Here is a 16,709-nt window from a genome sequence, read left to right as displayed (position 1 = left end):
TTAAACTTTAATAACACTGTCCTCTACAATGGCATACACTTCATCCGAATCCTTGGGGTCTAAGGAATAGGTTCCTGTAAATTGGCCAAATGCGGGAAGAATCATTTGATTATCTGATTTGAAAAAACAGGGCAACTTAATGCGTTCCCGGCCAAAATCTCTCAGTTTTATGGATGGATGTATATGTCCGCAAAAGGTAAAATATCCTTCGCGTTCCTCGGGATGATGGGTCAATAGGAATGAATCAATGATCAACTCTGGAAAAATGGTAATCTTTAGTTTCTCAAATTTTTCTGGAGCAATGATGTCGTGGTTGCCCGCCACTAAAAGCATTTCTGCTGGGGTCTTGGCGACCCAATTTTCGAACAGTTCCCATTCCTTGTTCAGTGAAGAATGAAATAGATCGCCCAAAAAACAAATCTGAAAGGGCTGAAAATCAGCTACGATTTTATCCAACAACAAAAAGTTCTTGTGGATGGCCTTTCGGGGCACGGCCGCTCCAAACTTTCTAAAGTGGGATACCTTGCCCAAATGCACATCACTAATGAGCAAGAGCGATTTTTCTTCCCAGAACAGACCACCCAAAGGGTGGAGTACGAATTCTTGTTTATGTATTTGAATTTTTTGGATCATTTGTAATCGATGATACAAATTTAATTCAATTGTCATTTTGAACCGAGCGAAGCAAGTGTGAGAAATCTGAAACTAGATTTCTCAATCGTCGTTACCCTCCTCATATCGAAATGACCTCCTTACGTCATGCTGAACTTGTTTCAGTATCCCCCTGTCGGATGAGATTCCGTGTCGGGGCACGGAATGACAAGAGGCTTGGGATCGTTGGTTATTTGGTCAATTTAGTTATCATTCGTTCAATACGGTCCGCCAATTTCTCGTTGGACAGTTTTTCCCGCAACCTATCGGTGATAATGGGGAAGGAAAGGGGCGTGGGTTGGGAACATTGTTTCCAAACAATTTCTTGTTGTGCGATTCGCTCCAAAGCCAAACGCATACGACCTTCTTCCAATTGGTGCTCAAAGGTTTCGGTGTAGGCTTGCTGATAGAGTAAATTATCATCTTCAAAATCACGGAAAACATCAAATAGCAATTCCGAACTGCTTTGCAGGTGTTTCATTTTGATGCCTTTTTCCGGATAGCCCGTAAAAACCATGCCACTGATGACGGCAATATCACGGAATTTTCTACGCGCCATTTCGTTGGAGTTCAAACTTTTTTGAAGGTCGGATAACATGTACTCCGGGGTAAAAAGGTTGTTGTCCAAAACTTCTTGAATGTTGATTTCTCGGTCTGATAGCAGTTCAAATCCATAGTCGTTAAAGGCAAGTGAGCAAGTTATTGGTGCCAGTAAACTGATACGATAGGCCAACAAACTGCTCATGCCTTCGTGGATGGCCCTACCTTCGAAGGGGTAGAACATGTGATGATAGCCATCTCGTGTCTTAAAGGTCTCAATTAAAAATTGATGGGGCTGCGGCACTATGCTTTCCTCCCGTTGTTTGGAAAACATGGTATTCAATGCCTGGATTTCTTCCGACTGTTCCGAAAACTCCAACTCGGCGGTGTACAGCTCTTGACGCAACAATTCCGACATTTTTGCGGAAAAGCTCAATCGACCTCCCATCCAACTGGGCACTTTGTTTGTCCTTTTTGTGGAGTTGCGGACATGGGCCGCCATCCCCTTGATCCTTATAAATTCCAAATTTCTTCCAGCAAAGGTGAACACATCGCCCGGACTCAATTTGGAGATGAAATATTCCTCGATACTGCCAATGTAGCCACCTTTTTGATAGCGAACGGAAATTGTGGAATCTCCGACAATGGTTCCGATTTGAAAACGGTGCCGCATGGCCACCGCCCTGCTGTTCACTTTAAATTTGCCGTCTTCTTCAACTTCTACTTTTTTGTATTCATCATAGCTTTTAAGGCTTTGGCTACCCATCACTAAAAAATTGAGTAACCATTGCCATTGCTCATCTGAAATACCCTGATAACAAAAGGTTTGTTTGATTTCAGGATAGATGTCATCCGGATAAAATCCATCGGAAACGGCCAAAGTGGTCAAATACTGAATAAGGACATCAAAGCTGTTTAAATAGGGGATGCGGTCTTCGACTGCGTTGTTCAACACCGCTTTTTGCATGGCCGAAGCTTCGACCAACTCAATGGCATGGGTTGGTAAAAAATGAATCACACTTTCCTTTCCCGGTCTGTGTCCACTGCGCCCAGCTCTTTGTAAAAAACGGGCTACGCCTTTGGGACCACCGATTTGAATTACCGTTTCCACCGGCGCAAAATCCACACCCAAATCTAAACTGGATGTACAGACCACAGCTTTTAGGCTTTCGTTGCGAATGGCCTGTTCCACCCAAAGGCGAGTTTCCTTGTTGATGCTTCCGTGGTGCATGGCCATTTCTCCGGCAAACTCCGGATATTTTTCCAGTATTTTCTGAAACCAGATTTCACATTGGCTTCTTGTGTTGGTAAAGAGCAGAGTGGTTTTGCTGTTATTGATGATGGGTACCACCTGGTCCAAAAGATGCAACCCCAAATGCCCACGCCATGGAAAGGTTTCCATTTTCTTTGGAATAATACTTTTTACCGTGATTTTTTTGTTGAGGTTGGCCTTGACCAAAACTGAATTTTCGAGTTCTGGCGATGTTGGACCCAACAAGACTTCCCGAGCTTGTTCCAGATTCCCGATGGTGGCCGATATACCCCAAATCCGTAACTCCTTGCAGATGGTTTTTAAACGAGATAAGCCCAATTCCATTTGTACGCCCCGCTTGGTGCCCAAAAGTTCGTGCCATTCGTCCACAACAATGGCGGAACAGTCCTTAAAAGTTTTTTCGTAGCCTTTGGACGATAGCAACAACTGTAGGCTTTCTGGAGTAGTAATCAATAAGTCGGGCATATTGGTGCGCATTTTTGCCCGCTCTTTTGCCGAAGTATCCCCTGTTCGAATCCCAACGGTCATTTGTGTACCTAAATCCTGGGTGATTCGCTCCGCAGATTGTTTTATTTCTTGGGAGAGTGCTCGCAAAGGAGTAATCCAGATGGCTTTTAGTCCTTTTTTGTGTTTGGTCTTGTAATCGGGATTGTTTTTGATGTAATTTAGCACTATCGGGAACCACAACGCATAGGTTTTTCCGCTCCCCGTAGGAGCATTCAAAAGACCGTGTTTGCCCTCCAAGAAAGCGTTCCAACTCTCTTTTTGAAAAGGAAAGGGTTTCCAATTTTGTTCTTGGAACCAGTTTTCGGCAATATGATAGAGTTCGTTTTGGTTCATTTATTAGGAGATTCCTTCGCTTAGTTTGGAATTAGTGCTTTTAAATCATCCAACGAATTGGCATCATCTATTTTTTTGTCCTTTCTCCAGCGTAAAATTCTGGGAAATCGGGTTGCTACACCACTTTTATGACGTTTGGATGGAGCAATACCTTCAAAAGCAATTTCAAAAACATGCTCTGGGGTAACGCTACGAACTGGACCAAAGCGGTCCAAGGTGTTTTTCTTGATCCAGGCATCCACTTGCCTAAACTCTTTATCTGTCAACCCGGAATACGCTTTGGCAAAAGTGACCAGTTCTTTTTCCCCTTCTTCGTTTTCATCCCAGAGGGCAAAGGTATAATCAGTAAAGAGGTTACTTCGCCGACCATGGCCCCGCATAGCGTAGGTGAGCACGGCATCAATTGTCAAGGGGTCCACTTTCCATTTCCACCAATCCCCTTTTTTTCGACCCACTTGGTAGGTGGAGTCGTTTTGCTTGAGCATTAAACCCTCACTGTGTTTTTCTCTGGACAGTTCACGCTCTTTCGCAACTTCTTTCCAGGAATTGAATTGCATCCGTTCAGATAGAAGCAAGGGTATGGTTTCTTTGTTTGATTTTATAATGTTAGAATAAAAATCTTCCAGGATATGTCTCCGCTCCAGATAGGTCTTGTTTCTGATGTCATGTCCTTTCCACTCTAAAATATCGTAGACTTTCAATTTTACAGGAATTTTTTCCAAAAGGGATTTTGAAATGTTCTTTCTACCTATTCTCGTTTGGAGGTCTTTAAAAGTGCCGATTTCTCCTTTGGGGTAGGGTAGCAACTCACCATCCAATACAGTTCCGTTGGGAATGAATCCTATAAATGCTTCGAACTCTGGATACTTGTCCGTAACAAGTTCTTCACCACGGCTCCACACAAAAATCTCGTTATTTCTTAGGATGACCTGTGAGCGAATCCCGTCCCATTTGTGCTCCGCTGACCATTCCGATACATCCCCAAGATCAGAAACATCACCTTCAACAGCATACGCCAAAAAGAAAGGGTAGGGTTTGGAGAGGTAATCGCTCTCCTTTTCCTCTAATACAAGGTCATGAAAGCTGATGCTATTCGGATCCCAATTACCCATTAATTTATAGGCGAGAATATCTTCTTCAATACCCGTAGCTTTTGAAAGGGCCCGTGTCATTAATTTTTGACTTACCCCAATTCTGAAACTGCCCGTAATCAATTTATTGAAGACAAAACGTTCGTAATAATCGAGTTCAGACCAATGTTGAAAAAGATATTTCTTTTTTTCGTCTTCTGTTTTGCTTTTCAAATCGATCATCTCCTGCAAAAAACGGGTCAAAGATTTATCGGAACCTTTTTCTGAAGATGGAACCACTAGGGCAATGGTCTCGGCCAAATCACCAACGATATGATAGCTTTCTTCGAACAGCCAAGCTGGAATTTTGGATAGTTCAGCGGCCCAAGTACGTAACAAGGTTGTGTTTACAGGGCGTGGAGGTCTTCTGTGGGACAGGATGGCGATGGTCCAAACCTTGTCAGGTTCATTGGCTTCCTCAAGATATTGGGCCAGTGCTTGCACCTTGATGTTGGTTTTGTTGGTGCCATCCAAAGTTTTTATGAGTTGGGCAAACTGCTTCATTCCGCTTCCGATTTTTCTTGTTCGTTTGCATTTTCTTCGGAAAGTTCGCCTTCGTATTGTGTGGCTTCGGTTCGGGCATCATACCCAAGTTCCATCAAATATTTAGAGAAAATGTCGGTATAGCCATGTGTGCAAATTATTTTTTCTGCTCCGGTAGCCTGTATGGTGTTCAGTAAAGCCTGCCAATCACAATGATCGCTCAGGACAAAGCCTTTGTCTATGGCCCTGCGCCTACGGGCACCCCTAAAGGCCATCCAACCACTGGCTGTTCCGGTTACATAGGGAACCATTTTACGGATCCAGGTGCTTCCGTGTGCACTCGGTGGAGCTATAACCATGTTGCCCAAAAGTTCACTTTTCTTGGTTTCCTTGGTAATCAAGTGGGTTGGTGGTAAATCCACGATAGGCCGAAGTACTTCGGTCATGTTTTCAACAGCGCCATGGGTGTATATTTTTCCTACAGATGTATCCAAATGTTTTAGTAGGCGTTGTGCCTTGCCCAGGGAATACCCAAATAGTACGGAAGTTTTTCCTTCTGATCGGTTCTGTGCCCACCACTGGTTGATATCGTTAAAAACCTCTTGCTGGGGTCGCCAACGAAAAGCGGGAAGCCCGAAGGTACATTCGGTAATGAACGTATCGCACTTTACCAGTTCAAAAGGTGTGGTAAGTCCATCATCTTCGGTTTTGTAATCACCGGTAAATACCCAAACTTCACCTTTGTGCTCCACCCGAATTTGAGACGACCCAACAATATGCCCCGCCGGATGAAGGCTGAACTTGACATTGTTTTTTATAAAGGTTTCGCCCCAATCTTTTCCTGTAATCGATACATCTCCCAGCCGATGTTGAACAATGGGGATATTTTTGTGATGGGTTATGTATTTTTTATTGCCCCACCTGCTGTGATCGGCATGTCCGTGGGAAATAATCGCATTTTCCACTGGTTTCCAAGGGTCAAGGTATACGTTTGCCTCTTCACAATAGATGCCTTTGGATGTGAATTGTAACAAAGGATTTTTCATAGCAGTGGTAAATTACAAATTTCTTTTGGTGCTCTTTTTAATATTTTTATCTCTATTAAACATTTATATTTGTGCCACAAAATTTGAAATATGCCGATTTTAGACCTTTACGAGCACGGAGACCATAGAAAGAATTTGGCCCATTTTGCCACTTTGGCGAGTTTGGCTGCGGTAGATGGGGAAATCAATCCACAGGAAAAAGCCATTTTGGATAAGTTTGCCTTTAAGCTCGACATTACCGAAGAAGAATTCAAAGAGGTAATGAAAAAGGAGAACAAATATCCTATTGAGACACCTCACAGTGGCGAGCAAAGATATATGAGGCTTTTCGAATTTTTTCAGATTATCTTTTCAGACCACGATATTGATGACCAAGAGCGTAAGATAGTGGAAAAGTATGCGATTGGGCTTGGCTTTTCTCCAAAATCCGCTGCGGAGATCATTGATAAATCCATTAAGATATTTACCGGAAGAATCCCATTTGAGGATTATCACGAATTGGTGAAGCGCTAGGTCTTATTTAGACTTGGACATAAATTCTTCTGCTTTTTCAACCATTTTTTTGCTTCCGCAGAAAAACGGAACACGTTCGTGGAGCTCGGTTGGCTGAATGTCCATAATTCGTTGATAGCCATCACTGGCCTTGCCATTCGCCTGTTCGGCCAAAAACGCCATGGGATTGCACTCGTATAATAAACGTAGCTTGCCATTCTGTGCTTTGCTGCTTTTGGGATACATGTAGATTCCCCCCTTGATCATGTTTCGGTGGAAGTCAGAAACCAGTGATCCGATGTATCTTGAAGTGTATGGTCGGTCGCCTTCCTCCATTTGGCAATATTTGATGTAATCCTTGACCCCCTGCGGAAAATGGATGTAGTTTCCTTCATTTACAGAGTAGATTTGACCTGTTTCAGGAAACTGCATATTTGGGTGGGATAGGTAAAATGTGCCCAATGCCGGATTTAATGTGAACCCGTTAACCCCATGCCCTGTGGTGTAGACATACATGGTGGAAGTGCCATAGATAATGTATCCAGCAGCAATCTGATTTCGGCCAGGTTGGAGAAAATCTTCCAAAGTAACAGGCGTTCCCACGGGCGTAACTCTCCTATAAATGGAGAAAATGGTGCCTACGGATACGTTCACATCAATATTGGACGAACCGTCCAAAGGGTCTATCAGGACCACATATTTATTTTGGTGCTGTTTGTCAAAACTATTTATAGTGATAAAATCGTCTTCCTCTTCCGAAGCAATGCCACAAACAATTTCACGATTTTTCAGTGTCTGGATGAATTTATCGTTGGCAAGGACATCCAATTTTTGCTGGTTTTCACCTTGAATGTTGGTTTCGCCTGCGGCTCCAATGATATCCACCAGTCCCGCTTTGTTCACCTCGTGGTTCACCACTTTTGCGGCTAAACGAATACCGTTGAGCAATCTTGAAAGTTCTCCGGAAGTGTACTGAAATGATTCTTGATTGGCGATGATAAACTCGCCCATGGTTAGTCGTTGTTTGTCAAACATTAGGAAGGACTGTTTTATTTACGGACAAATATCGGGCATTTTGTGAAACTACAACGTTTTCGAAGGACTTTAATTATGTAATTTTATAACTTTGAGTTTTATTTGTAACAATTATGGAGTACACAATCAGAGCGGCACGTCCAACGGATATGAAACAGGTCTTGAGCTTGATTCAAGAATTGGCAGATTTTGAAAAGGAAACTGATGCGGTTGAAGTCACGGAACAAGATCTAGTGGAACATGGTTTTGGTGATCAGAAGCTGTTCCATTGTTTTGTAGCCGATACAAAAGATGGGATTGTAGGCATTGCCCTGGTCTATCCTAGATATTCTACATGGAAGGGCCCTGCCATTCATTTGGAAGATTTAATCGTATCAGAAAGGATGCGTGGCAGTGGCTTGGGAACGGCCTTGCTCAATGAAGTTGTGAAGTATGGCGCCAGTTTGGGCGTAAAGCGTATATGCTGGGAGGTCTTGGATTGGAACGAACCTGCTATCGAGTTTTATGAGAAAAAGGGAGCGAACGTCCTAAGAGATTGGGATGTGGTTCAATTGGATGAGAAAGGAATAAAAAATTATATGGAAAGCCTAAACTAGGCCGACCAAATACAAGAATATAAAATACATGAGAGTATTTAAGTTTGGAGGAGCATCGGTAAAAGATGCAGATGCTGTAAAAAATGTAGTGAACGTTTTACAGGAGGTAGGTTACCAAGATACTTTGGTAGTGATTTCCGCGATGGGCAAAACCACCAATGCCATGGAAAAGGTGGTAGAATCATATTTTAATGATAGGGATGAGGTCAATGTCTCCATTCAAGAAGTTATCGATTACCACAATGGCATCTTGTCCAATCTTTTCCAAAACCCTAGCCATCCCGTGTACGCAGAGGTTAAGGTCCTTTTTGAAGAGGTAAAGGGTTTTTTGGCTTGGAACAAATCTCCCAAGTATGCATTTGTGTATGACCAAGTAGTGTGTTATGGGGAATTGTTGTCCACAACCATCGTGAGTGCCTACCTAAATGAAATTGGTATCGCCAATGAATGGTTGGATGTGCGAACAATGATCAAAACAGATAATAGCAATAGGGATGCCCAAGTAAATTGGGAGCGCACACAGGAAGAAGTGGTTTCCCGTGTGGATGTGTCCAAATTGAACATTACCCAAGGCTTTTTGGGTAGTGACGACAATAACTTTACCACGACCTTGGGAAGAGAAGGTTCCGACTATTCTGCTGCAATTTTGGCTTATTGTCTCAATGCGGAATCCGTGACGATTTGGAAGGATGTTCCAGGGGTGTTGAATGCCGACCCTAGAAATTTTGAGAATGCCCAATTGCTGGACAAGATATCATACCGAGAGGCCATTGAGCTTGCGTTTTACGGAGCATCGGTAATTCACCCAAAAACACTGCAGCCTTTGCAGCGCAAGGAAATACCCTTGCATGTAAAATCTTTTGTAAATCCAAAAGACAAGGGAACTACAGTTGGTAAGGGAAATGGCATTGAACCAAAGGTTCCCTGCTTCATCGTAAAGAAAAATCAAGTACTCCTAAAACTTTCCTCTTTGGATTTTTCATTCATAGTCGAGGATAACATTAGTGAAATCTTCAAACTGTTCTCTGACCATCGACTCAAGGTTGACTTGATTCAAAATTCGGCCATTAGTTTCTCGGTTTGTTTGGACAATAAGTTCAGGGGATTACCGCCTTTATTGGAAGAACTCAAAAGAAAGTTTAAAGTAGTGTGCCACGAGGATGTTTCTTTATATACCATTCGACATTTTAACGATGAATCCGTCAAATCCCTTCAAAATGGGAAGTCGGTTTTAGTAGAGCAAAGAGGTAAGGAAACTGTTCAATTGGTTGTAAAATAGGAGCTTAGTCTTAATGGTTGTGTAAAAAGAGCTCTTAGGTTTATTTTCTATCTTTACAGGTACCTAAAAACTTTTTCTATGGGTTTGGTTTCTGCTAAAGAGGTGGCGAAGGTCATCCACTTGGACAAATATGGCTTTTTGGGCACGTTTGTGGGATGGCTTTTGATGAAAGCCACTCGAATTAGCACCATCAATAGATTTTACGATAAGAACAAAGACCTGTCCGGTCCCGAATTTTTGGACGCTATTCTCAATCACTATGAAATTGATTTTGAGATTCCGGAGGAGGATTTAAAAAGGCTTCCCAAATCCGGTCCGTATATCACTATTAGTAATCATCCCCTGGGTGGAATCGATGGCGTGTTGTTGCTCAAACTATTGTTGAACGAACGACCCGATTATAAAATAATCGCCAATTTTTTATTGCATAGGATAGAGCCATTGAAACCCTATATAATGCCCGTTAATCCTTTTGAAAACCACAAGGATGCCAAGAGCAGTATTGTAGGTTTCAAGAATGCGCTAAAGCATCTTCGGGATGGTCATCCATTGGGTATTTTCCCCGCCGGAGAAGTATCTACCTATCGAGATGGAAGATTGGTGGTGGACCGGCCTTGGGAAGAAGCAGCCATAAAATTGATACGAAAGGCCGAAGTGCCAGTGGTACCTATTTACTTTCATGCCAAGAACAGTAGGTTGTTTTATCGATTGTCCAAAATTGACGATGTTTTCCGAACGGCAAAATTGCCTTCCGAGCTTACCTCACAGAGCAGACGGCCCATTAAGGTGAGAATAGGTCAGCCCATTCCGGTAAACACCCAAAATGAGGAAGAAACTTTGGAAGGTTTCGCCGAACTGCTTCGCAAAAAAACCTATCTGCTGGCCAATGCTTTCGAAAAAGAACGGTTTATCGATAAAGTCCCGACCTCACTTAAAATCCCGAAGCCACCTAAAAAAATAGCTTCTGCCATTAGTAAGGAGGTGTTGAACGGTGAGATAGAAAAACTTAGGGAAAAGGATTGTCGCATGCTGCAAAGCAAGAACTACGAGGTGTTTTTGGCCCAAGCTAAGGATATGCCTTTTTGCTTGAACGAAATTGGTCGTCAGCGCGAGGTTACCTTTAGGGAAGTTGGAGAGGGGACCAATAACGCCATTGATTTGGATAAATTTGATTCCTATTACCACCATTTATTTTTGTGGGACGATGATTCCAAAGCAATCGTAGGAGCCTACCGAATGGGATTGGGGTCAGAAATTTTCAATAAATATGGGATCGACGGTTTTTACCTCCAAGACCTTTTTCGGTTCGAGCCCGAACTTTATGGTATGATGGAGAAATCCATCGAGATGGGTAGGGCTTATATTGTGAAGGAGTATCAGCAAAAACCCATGCCGTTGTTTCTACTTTGGAAAGGCATTGTGCATACGACTTTGAGACACCCCGAGCACAGATATTTGATTGGAGGGGTTAGTATAAGTAACCAGTTTTCGAACTTTTCAAAGTCATTGATGATAGAGTTCATGAAATCGAATTATTGGGACCCTTATGTGGCACAATATATTAGGCCCAAAAAGGAATTTAGGGTAAAGCTAAAGGATGCCGATAAGGAGTTTGTGTTCGATGAAACCCAGGCCGATCTTAATAAGTTCGATAAATTGATAAGCGAGGTTGAACCAGGTAGCCTGCGCTTGCCGGTCTTGATCAAAAAGTACATCAAGCAAAACGCCAAAGTGGTGGCATTTAATGTAGATCCGTTGTTCAATAATTCCGTGGACGGATTAATGTACATACGAATCGCAGATTTGCCCGAGAGTACGGTTAAGCCGGTTATGGAAGAGTTTCAGGCTGAGCTGGAACGCAAAATGGCCGAAGGAAATGGTACGGCAGAGGAAGATTAATCTATCCCGACCCGGCTGCTCCTTCTTTCGAACAGAAGATTATCCTTCCATACCCCATGGATTTTTCCAACACGTTCCCGTTTTCCAATGTAGCGGAAACCTACTTTTTCATGAAGTTTAATACTTGGCGTGTTCTCTGGGAATATACCTGATTGTATGGTCCAATAACCTGCTTTTTCACTTTCGTCGATTAAATGCTGCATTAGTAATTTCCCAACCCCTTTGCCGCGACTCTTTTCCGAAATGTAAACGCTCACCTCTGCCACACCGCCATATACACAGCGGCTGGAAACGGGAGATAGTGCTGCCCAGCCCATTAGGCTGCCATTATCATCCTCTGCAACCAACCGGCACTCTGTAGTGTGGGCATTGTCCCATTGTTCGTAGGAAGGTGCCTTGGTTTCAAAGGTGGCAAAGCCCGTGGCTATTCCTTCCAAATAAACGTTGGAGACCTTTTTCCAATCCGAAGGTTTCATGGTTCTGACAATCATATTGAAGTGTTATTAATTGTAATATTACGATGAATGTATGTTTAAAAAAAGCCAGATTCATCTGGCTTAAATTTTTAGAACCAAGGTTTCTTACCCACCTGATATGTGTTAAAGAACTCCTCGTCAGACTTGGTAAGGTAAATGATACCTTCGATTAATCCGACAATGGCTACCCCTAGTACAATAAAGCTCCCGATAAAAAAGCAAGCGGTAATGTAACCGATTATAGTGGCTCCTAACATGATGAAACCTTCTTTTTGGTAACCAAGAATGAATTTATGCACCCCTAATTGTCCAAGTACAATAGCAAGTATGCCGGCTAACAATTTTTTGTTGTCACCGGAATTGAAAGCTTCCTTGGCACTGTTGGTAAATTCATTTGCGGTTTTTTTGGCATCATCTGCGAATCCATCTGCCTTTTCACCAAAGTCCTTTTTTTCTTCTGACATGTTTATTTAATGTGTTGGTTAATGAAGGTTAAATGTAGCAAATAATTCAATAGCTACAGAAATGCTTTATCAACAGGTTCCCATAGTTCCAACTTGTTTCCCTCGGGGTCCAATATCCAACCGAATTTACCATAGTCGTACTCTTCTATTTCTCCGACTACGGTAACCCCTTCTTTTTTTAGAACTTCGAGCAGTTCCACCAAATTTTCCACTCTAAAGTTCATCATAAATTGTTTTTCGCTGGGTTTAAAATACTCCGTTTTCTCGTCCATCGGACTCCACTGGGTGGAACAATCGTTTCCCTCTTTGTCCTTCCACCAAAATGTACAGCCATATTGATCCGTGTTCAGCCCTAGATGGTTTTTGTACCATTCTTTAATGTGGTTGGGGTCCTTGCTCTTAAAGAAAAATCCTCCTAATCCTGTAACTCTGTTTTTCATGGTTTTTTAGTGTTTTTTTCATACAACGCAATCCACTCTTGGGGAGTTATTTTTTGACAAAGAGCGGCTATAAGCTGATAAGGAATTGTATTGATGTTCTTAAAGCGGATACAGCTTTTCCCCATATCCAATTTTGTTTTTACGTGTTTGGGATATTCGCTCACAAACCAATCGTGCACATTTGGGTCGGCATAGATTCCTGAATGATAAAGGGCCACAAAGTTTTTCTGTGAGGCAATATTTATGAAAGGAAGGGGCAAGGTGGGGTCAACATGATATCCATCGGGATACATGGAGTGCGGAACAACAAACCCAATCATCCCATAGTTGATGCATTCCTCAAATCCGGTGGGCAAATTCTGTTTTACGGTGTCCCGAAGTTTGGAAACTGCCTCCTGCCGTTCAACGGGAAGCTTAGCTATGTATTCGTCCGGTGATTTGGCATCAATCGTCATATCTGGTAAATTTTAAAAAACTACCAGAGCCAAAAGCTATTGGATGGTTTATAAAGTTAACAAAATCTTTCTTTGACTTTGTCAACAATTGTCTGGGCCAATTTTTCTTTGCTTTCCACGGTCCAACCCGCAACGTGGGGCGTAAGCAAAACGTTTTTGGCTTTACGCAGATATTTAAATGCCTTAGGCTTTTGGGCGAACATATTTTCGAAGGACTTTTGCTCATATTCCAGAACATCCAGTCCGGCACCGAGCACTTTTCCAGATTTAAGGGCTTCTACAAGGTCTTTGGTCACCACGCATTTTCCGCGTGCAGTGTTCAATAACCAAAACGGCTTATGGATTTTTTCAATAAATTCAGAATTTACCATGCCGATGGTCTGCTCGGTCTGTGGAACGTGCAGGCTAATAACATCGGAGCGCTGTTGAAATTCCATAATTCCTACCTGGCGTGCATTTTCATCACCTACACCACCAACAATATCGTAACAGATGACCTCTACGTCAAAACCACGTAGTTTTTTGGCAAAAGCCTTGCCCATATTTCCGTAGCCTATGATTCCGACAGTTTTACCATCCAGTTCAACGCCCCTGTTCGGTTCGCGCTTCCATTTTCCCTTTCTTACTTGGCGGTCGGCCTTGCCCATATGGTTCATTAGGGAAAGTAACATGCCCAAAGCGTGTTCTCCCACAGCATTTCTGTTGCCCTCGGGGGCAGATGCCATGAATATATTTTTGTATTTGGCGTAGTCCGTGTCAATATTCTCCAAGCCAGCGCCCACTCTTCCTATAAATTTAAGATTGGTGGCTTTTTCCAGAAACTGCTGGTCTATAGTAAACCTGCTACGGATGATGATGCCATCGTACTCGTGGATTTTCTTTTCTACTTCCTCTTTGGTGGATGTGTAATCTTCGTGATTTTCGAACCCCAGCTCGGCAAATTGTTCAATGAGCAACGGGTGATTGGTATCTAAGTGGAGAACTTTCATGGGGGCAAATATACAACACCTAGATTTTTGGATAGTGGGTTTGAGTTTTTTCGTGTTGCACCTTTCCTGTGTGGGCCGTAGTCATTCTTTCAAAAAGTAGCACATGTACTTCTTCATTGTTTTGGGTCATTGGATTATGCTCTACACCTTTTGGTACTACGATGATTTCACCTTCGTTCACGACCTCGGTCCGGTCACGGAATTGCATGTAAAGCGTCCCTTTAATCACTTGGAATAATTCATCTTCATTCTCGTGGGCATGCCAGACAAATTCTCCTTGTAGTTTGGCCAAAAGTACCTGCATATCATCAACAATGGCAATTTGATGCGGATGCCATTGTTGGGTAAACTCGGCGTGTTTCTCTTTTAGGTTGATGGATTTCATAGCTTTAATTATATGCCCAAAATCATCTTTGCTATCCAAAAGTAAATCAGGATTCCAAAAATATCGTTGCTGGTTGTGATGAAGGGCCCTGTGGCAATCGCTGGGTCAATGTTTCTTTTATGAAGGAACATAGGGATAAATGTCCCTATTAAACCTGCCACTACGATTACAACGACCAAGGATAGCGAAATGGCCAATGCTGTGGCAAAGGAGCCTTTCCATATCCACGTAAAAAGCAGTAACAGCATTGCAAGAATAAAACCGTTCAAAAGAGCTAACAGCATTTCTTTTAGCAAATGGGTGCTCACACTTCCTTTAAGGTCATCGTTGGCAAGACCTTGCACAACAATAGCACTCGACTGCACCCCGACATTTCCCGCCATAGCGGCAATCAACGGGGTAAAAAAGAACAGGACAGCATGCTTGGAGATCATATCTTCAAAGGTTCCCATAATGGCCGCTGCACTTAGACCGCCCAGAAGACCCAGAATCAACCAGGGCAAACGGGCGCGCGTGAGTATCCAAATACTATCGTTTACTTCAACATCCTGCGAGATACCTGCTGCCATTTGGTAATCCTTGTCGGCCTCCTCACGGATTACGTCCACAATATCATCAATGGTAATTCGGCCTACCAATCGTCCTATTTCGTCTATCACCGGAATGGCCTCCAAATCGTACTTGGACATGATCTTTGCCACTTCTTCTCCTTTTTCGTTTACATTTACCGAATCAACCTTGGGAATATAGATGTCCTTGATGTGGCTTTTGGTAGAGGCTGTAAGTAAATCTTTTAGGGAAAGACGTCCCTTTAGCTTGCCTTCGTCATCTACCACATATATGGAGTGTACCCGGGTCACGTTTTCTGCTTGGGCCCGCATTTCCTTTACACAATTGGTCACGGTCCAATTCTCGTTCACCTTTACCAATTCCTTTGCCATAAGACCACCCGCGGAATCTTCCTCGTAACGCAAAAGGTCTACAATGTCCTTGGCGTGCTCGCGGTCCTCTATTTCCGAGATAACCTCTTGAACGAGTTCTTTTGGGAGTTCGTTGATGATATCTGCTGCATCATCCGTATCCAGTTCCGAAAGCTCACCGGCAATTTCCTTGGCCGTAAGGTTTTTAAGTACGGCCTCCCGGATATCCTCATGCATTTCGGCAAGGATGTCCGAAGTTTTTTCACTGTCCAGTAACTTGATCAGGTAGGTAGCTTCCTCGACCTCCATTTCGTCCGCTATTTCCGCTATATCGGCATAGTGGAACTCCTTCATCATTAATTGAAGTTCGGCGTCCTTGTTCTCGGCGATCAGTTCCCTGATCTCTTCCAAAAGTTCGTCTGTGAGTTTAAACGGGGTCATCGGCTATCTTTTGTGTCAACGTTACAAAATCAACTACACTAAGCTGTTCAGGGCGTTGATCAAAGATAGCATCTTCTTTTAGATTATCGGAGAGGTTAAAGATTTTAAGACTGTTACGAATGGTTTTTCGTCTTTGGTTGAACGCTGTTTTCACCACCTTAAAGAAAAGTCGCTCGTCGCAAGGGAGGTTGAGTTCTTTTTTTCTTGTTAAGCGAAGTACTCCCGAATCCACCTTTGGTGGAGGGTCAAAAACCCCAGGTGGTACCGTGAACAGGTATTCGGCATTATAATACGCCTGGACCAGTACGGAAAGAATCCCGTAGGTTTTGCTTCCAGGTTCTTCGCAGATACGCTTGGCGACTTCTTTTTGGAACATGCCCGAGAACTCGGGTACCTGTTTTCGCATTTCCAACATTTTAAATACGATCTGGCTGGAAATGTTGTAGGGAAAGTTACCGGTAATCGCAAATTGTTCATCACCGTACAAATTGGAAAGGTCAAACCTTAGGAAATCGGCCTCAATGACATTCAAGCGACTGTTTTGTTTTAAAATGGCGGCGTGCTCCAAGGGAAAACTGTGATTGAGGTAAACGATGGATTCGTCATCCAAGTCCATTGCCACCAAATCCAAATCGCGCTGCAAAAGATATTTGGTGAGCACCCCCATTCCGGGGCCTATTTCCAATACGTTTGTGTACCCTTCCAAAGACAGGGTCTGCGCAATTTTCTGTGCAACGGTTTCGTCTTTAAGAAAATGCTGCCCCAAATGCTTTTTTGCCTTTACGGCACTATCCTGCTGCACATACTTATTTTTGTGGGAGGCGTCATTCGAGTACTTCTTTTTCTTCTTTTTGGACACGTATGGTTTTTTTGCA

At 43.0% G+C, this 16,709-nt stretch carries 17 protein-coding genes; 4 read left to right on the top strand and 13 right to left on the bottom strand.

Annotated features, from left to right (window positions below; translation table 11 throughout):
- The 4 genes from pdeM to DCK90_RS06245 form a co-directional block, all read right to left on the bottom strand.
- A complete protein-coding gene (gene pdeM, locus DCK90_RS06260; RefSeq protein WP_108245332.1) occupies window positions 1-633 on the bottom strand; it encodes a ligase-associated DNA damage response endonuclease PdeM in 633 nt (210 codons plus the stop codon).
- 208 nt (window positions 634-841) lie between these two features.
- Window positions 842-3,304, bottom strand: coding sequence for a ligase-associated DNA damage response DEXH box helicase (locus tag DCK90_RS06255; RefSeq protein WP_108245331.1), 2,463 nt, complete (start codon window positions 3,302-3,304; stop codon window positions 842-844).
- Window positions 3,305-3,324: 20 nt separating this feature from the next.
- Entirely contained in the window at window positions 3,325-4,938 is a 1,614-nt protein-coding gene (locus DCK90_RS06250) for an ATP-dependent DNA ligase (protein WP_108245330.1), read from the bottom strand.
- Window positions 4,935-5,963 carry a ligase-associated DNA damage response exonuclease gene (locus tag DCK90_RS06245; protein ID WP_108245329.1) on the bottom strand — a complete coding sequence of 343 codons (1,029 nt, stop codon included), beginning with the start codon at window positions 5,961-5,963 and terminating at the stop codon, window positions 4,935-4,937. Before DCK90_RS06245 ends, DCK90_RS06250 begins: the two co-directional genes overlap by 4 nt.
- Window positions 5,964-6,053: 90 nt before the next feature.
- Here DCK90_RS06245 and DCK90_RS06240 point away from each other — a divergent pair, with 90 nt between their 5' ends.
- Window positions 6,054-6,476 (top strand): tellurite resistance TerB family protein, encoded by a 423-nt coding sequence (locus tag DCK90_RS06240; protein WP_108245328.1) that lies wholly within the window; start codon window positions 6,054-6,056, stop codon window positions 6,474-6,476.
- A gap of 3 nt (window positions 6,477-6,479) precedes the next feature.
- Here the strand turns inward: DCK90_RS06240 and fbp are convergent, their stop codons facing one another.
- Entirely contained in the window at window positions 6,480-7,490 is a 1,011-nt protein-coding gene (fbp, locus tag DCK90_RS06235; protein WP_108245327.1) for a class 1 fructose-bisphosphatase, read from the bottom strand.
- A 113-nt stretch (window positions 7,491-7,603) separates the two neighbouring features.
- Here fbp and DCK90_RS06230 point away from each other — a divergent pair, with 113 nt between their 5' ends.
- From DCK90_RS06230 to DCK90_RS06220, 3 genes are all read left to right on the top strand, one after another.
- The gene (locus DCK90_RS06230; RefSeq protein ID WP_108245326.1) at window positions 7,604-8,086 is read left to right on the top strand and encodes a GNAT family N-acetyltransferase; all 483 of its coding nucleotides are present in this window, start codon (window positions 7,604-7,606) and stop codon (window positions 8,084-8,086) included.
- 28 nt (window positions 8,087-8,114) lie between these two features.
- Window positions 8,115-9,365, top strand: coding sequence for an aspartate kinase (locus DCK90_RS06225; RefSeq protein WP_108245325.1), 1,251 nt, complete (start codon window positions 8,115-8,117; stop codon window positions 9,363-9,365).
- A 78-nt stretch (window positions 9,366-9,443) separates the two neighbouring features.
- On the top strand, window positions 9,444-11,264 hold the full coding sequence (locus tag DCK90_RS06220) for a GNAT family N-acyltransferase (protein WP_108245324.1): 1,821 nt from the start codon (window positions 9,444-9,446) through the stop codon (window positions 11,262-11,264).
- Here DCK90_RS06220 and DCK90_RS06215 read toward each other — a convergent pair.
- From DCK90_RS06215 to rsmA, 8 genes are all read right to left on the bottom strand, one after another.
- Complete coding sequence (locus DCK90_RS06215; protein WP_108245323.1) at window positions 11,261-11,755, bottom strand: GNAT family N-acetyltransferase; 495 nt, start codon at window positions 11,753-11,755, stop codon at window positions 11,261-11,263. The genes DCK90_RS06220 and DCK90_RS06215 overlap by 4 nt on opposite strands.
- Window positions 11,756-11,829: 74 nt before the next feature.
- Entirely contained in the window at window positions 11,830-12,204 is a 375-nt protein-coding gene (locus tag DCK90_RS06210; protein ID WP_108245322.1) for a TM2 domain-containing protein, read from the bottom strand.
- A gap of 53 nt (window positions 12,205-12,257) precedes the next feature.
- A complete protein-coding gene (locus tag DCK90_RS06205) occupies window positions 12,258-12,644 on the bottom strand; it encodes a VOC family protein (RefSeq protein WP_108245321.1) in 387 nt (128 codons plus the stop codon).
- Window positions 12,641-13,099, bottom strand: a complete 459-nt coding sequence (locus DCK90_RS06200; protein ID WP_108245320.1) for a DUF1801 domain-containing protein — start codon at window positions 13,097-13,099, stop codon at window positions 12,641-12,643. Before DCK90_RS06200 ends, DCK90_RS06205 begins: the two co-directional genes overlap by 4 nt.
- Window positions 13,100-13,155: 56 nt before the next feature.
- Complete coding sequence (locus DCK90_RS06195) at window positions 13,156-14,088, bottom strand: 2-hydroxyacid dehydrogenase (protein ID WP_108245319.1); 933 nt, start codon at window positions 14,086-14,088, stop codon at window positions 13,156-13,158.
- Window positions 14,089-14,107: 19 nt separating this feature from the next.
- The gene (locus tag DCK90_RS06190) at window positions 14,108-14,473 is read right to left on the bottom strand and encodes a cupin domain-containing protein (protein WP_108245922.1); all 366 of its coding nucleotides are present in this window, start codon (window positions 14,471-14,473) and stop codon (window positions 14,108-14,110) included.
- Between the two features lie 8 nt (window positions 14,474-14,481).
- The gene (gene mgtE, locus DCK90_RS06185; RefSeq protein ID WP_108245318.1) at window positions 14,482-15,834 is read right to left on the bottom strand and encodes a magnesium transporter; all 1,353 of its coding nucleotides are present in this window, start codon (window positions 15,832-15,834) and stop codon (window positions 14,482-14,484) included.
- On the bottom strand, window positions 15,821-16,693 hold the full coding sequence (rsmA, locus tag DCK90_RS06180; protein ID WP_108245317.1) for a 16S rRNA (adenine(1518)-N(6)/adenine(1519)-N(6))-dimethyltransferase RsmA: 873 nt from the start codon (window positions 16,691-16,693) through the stop codon (window positions 15,821-15,823). Before rsmA ends, mgtE begins: the two co-directional genes overlap by 14 nt.
- Window positions 16,694-16,709: the final 16 nt, after the last annotated feature.

The sequence above is a fragment of the Muricauda brasiliensis genome (assembly GCF_003057865.1).
GTDB classification, from domain to species: Bacteria; Bacteroidota; Bacteroidia; order Flavobacteriales; family Flavobacteriaceae; genus Flagellimonas; species Flagellimonas chongwuensis.
This window is presented reverse-complemented; position numbering and strand designations above follow the sequence as displayed.

What these genes read in the sequence shown, in the direction of transcription:
- DCK90_RS06240 (WP_108245328.1), top strand. Translation starts at nt 6,054, where the DNA reads ATGCCGATTTTAGACCTTTACGAGCACGGAGACCATAGAAAGAATTTG.
- DCK90_RS06200 (WP_108245320.1), bottom strand. Translation starts at nt 13,099, where the DNA reads ATGACGATTGATGCCAAATCACCGGACGAATACATAGCTAAGCTTCCC.
- DCK90_RS06245 (WP_108245329.1), bottom strand. Translation starts at nt 5,963, where the DNA reads ATGAAAAATCCTTTGTTACAATTCACATCCAAAGGCATCTATTGTGAA.
- mgtE (WP_108245318.1), bottom strand. Translation starts at nt 15,834, where the DNA reads ATGACCCCGTTTAAACTCACAGACGAACTTTTGGAAGAGATCAGGGAA.
- DCK90_RS06195 (WP_108245319.1), bottom strand. Translation starts at nt 14,088, where the DNA reads ATGAAAGTTCTCCACTTAGATACCAATCACCCGTTGCTCATTGAACAA.
- DCK90_RS06250 (WP_108245330.1), bottom strand. Translation starts at nt 4,938, where the DNA reads ATGAAGCAGTTTGCCCAACTCATAAAAACTTTGGATGGCACCAACAAA.
- DCK90_RS06255 (WP_108245331.1), bottom strand. Translation starts at nt 3,304, where the DNA reads ATGAACCAAAACGAACTCTATCATATTGCCGAAAACTGGTTCCAAGAA.
- DCK90_RS06210 (WP_108245322.1), bottom strand. Translation starts at nt 12,204, where the DNA reads ATGTCAGAAGAAAAAAAGGACTTTGGTGAAAAGGCAGATGGATTCGCA.
- DCK90_RS06225 (WP_108245325.1), top strand. Translation starts at nt 8,115, where the DNA reads ATGAGAGTATTTAAGTTTGGAGGAGCATCGGTAAAAGATGCAGATGCT.
- DCK90_RS06190 (WP_108245922.1), bottom strand. Translation starts at nt 14,473, where the DNA reads ATGAAATCCATCAACCTAAAAGAGAAACACGCCGAGTTTACCCAACAA.
- DCK90_RS06230 (WP_108245326.1), top strand. Translation starts at nt 7,604, where the DNA reads ATGGAGTACACAATCAGAGCGGCACGTCCAACGGATATGAAACAGGTC.
- fbp (WP_108245327.1), bottom strand. Translation starts at nt 7,490, where the DNA reads ATGTTTGACAAACAACGACTAACCATGGGCGAGTTTATCATCGCCAAT.
- pdeM (WP_108245332.1), bottom strand. Translation starts at nt 633, where the DNA reads ATGATCCAAAAAATTCAAATACATAAACAAGAATTCGTACTCCACCCT.
- DCK90_RS06205 (WP_108245321.1), bottom strand. Translation starts at nt 12,644, where the DNA reads ATGAAAAACAGAGTTACAGGATTAGGAGGATTTTTCTTTAAGAGCAAG.
- DCK90_RS06220 (WP_108245324.1), top strand. Translation starts at nt 9,444, where the DNA reads ATGGGTTTGGTTTCTGCTAAAGAGGTGGCGAAGGTCATCCACTTGGAC.
- DCK90_RS06215 (WP_108245323.1), bottom strand. Translation starts at nt 11,755, where the DNA reads ATGATTGTCAGAACCATGAAACCTTCGGATTGGAAAAAGGTCTCCAAC.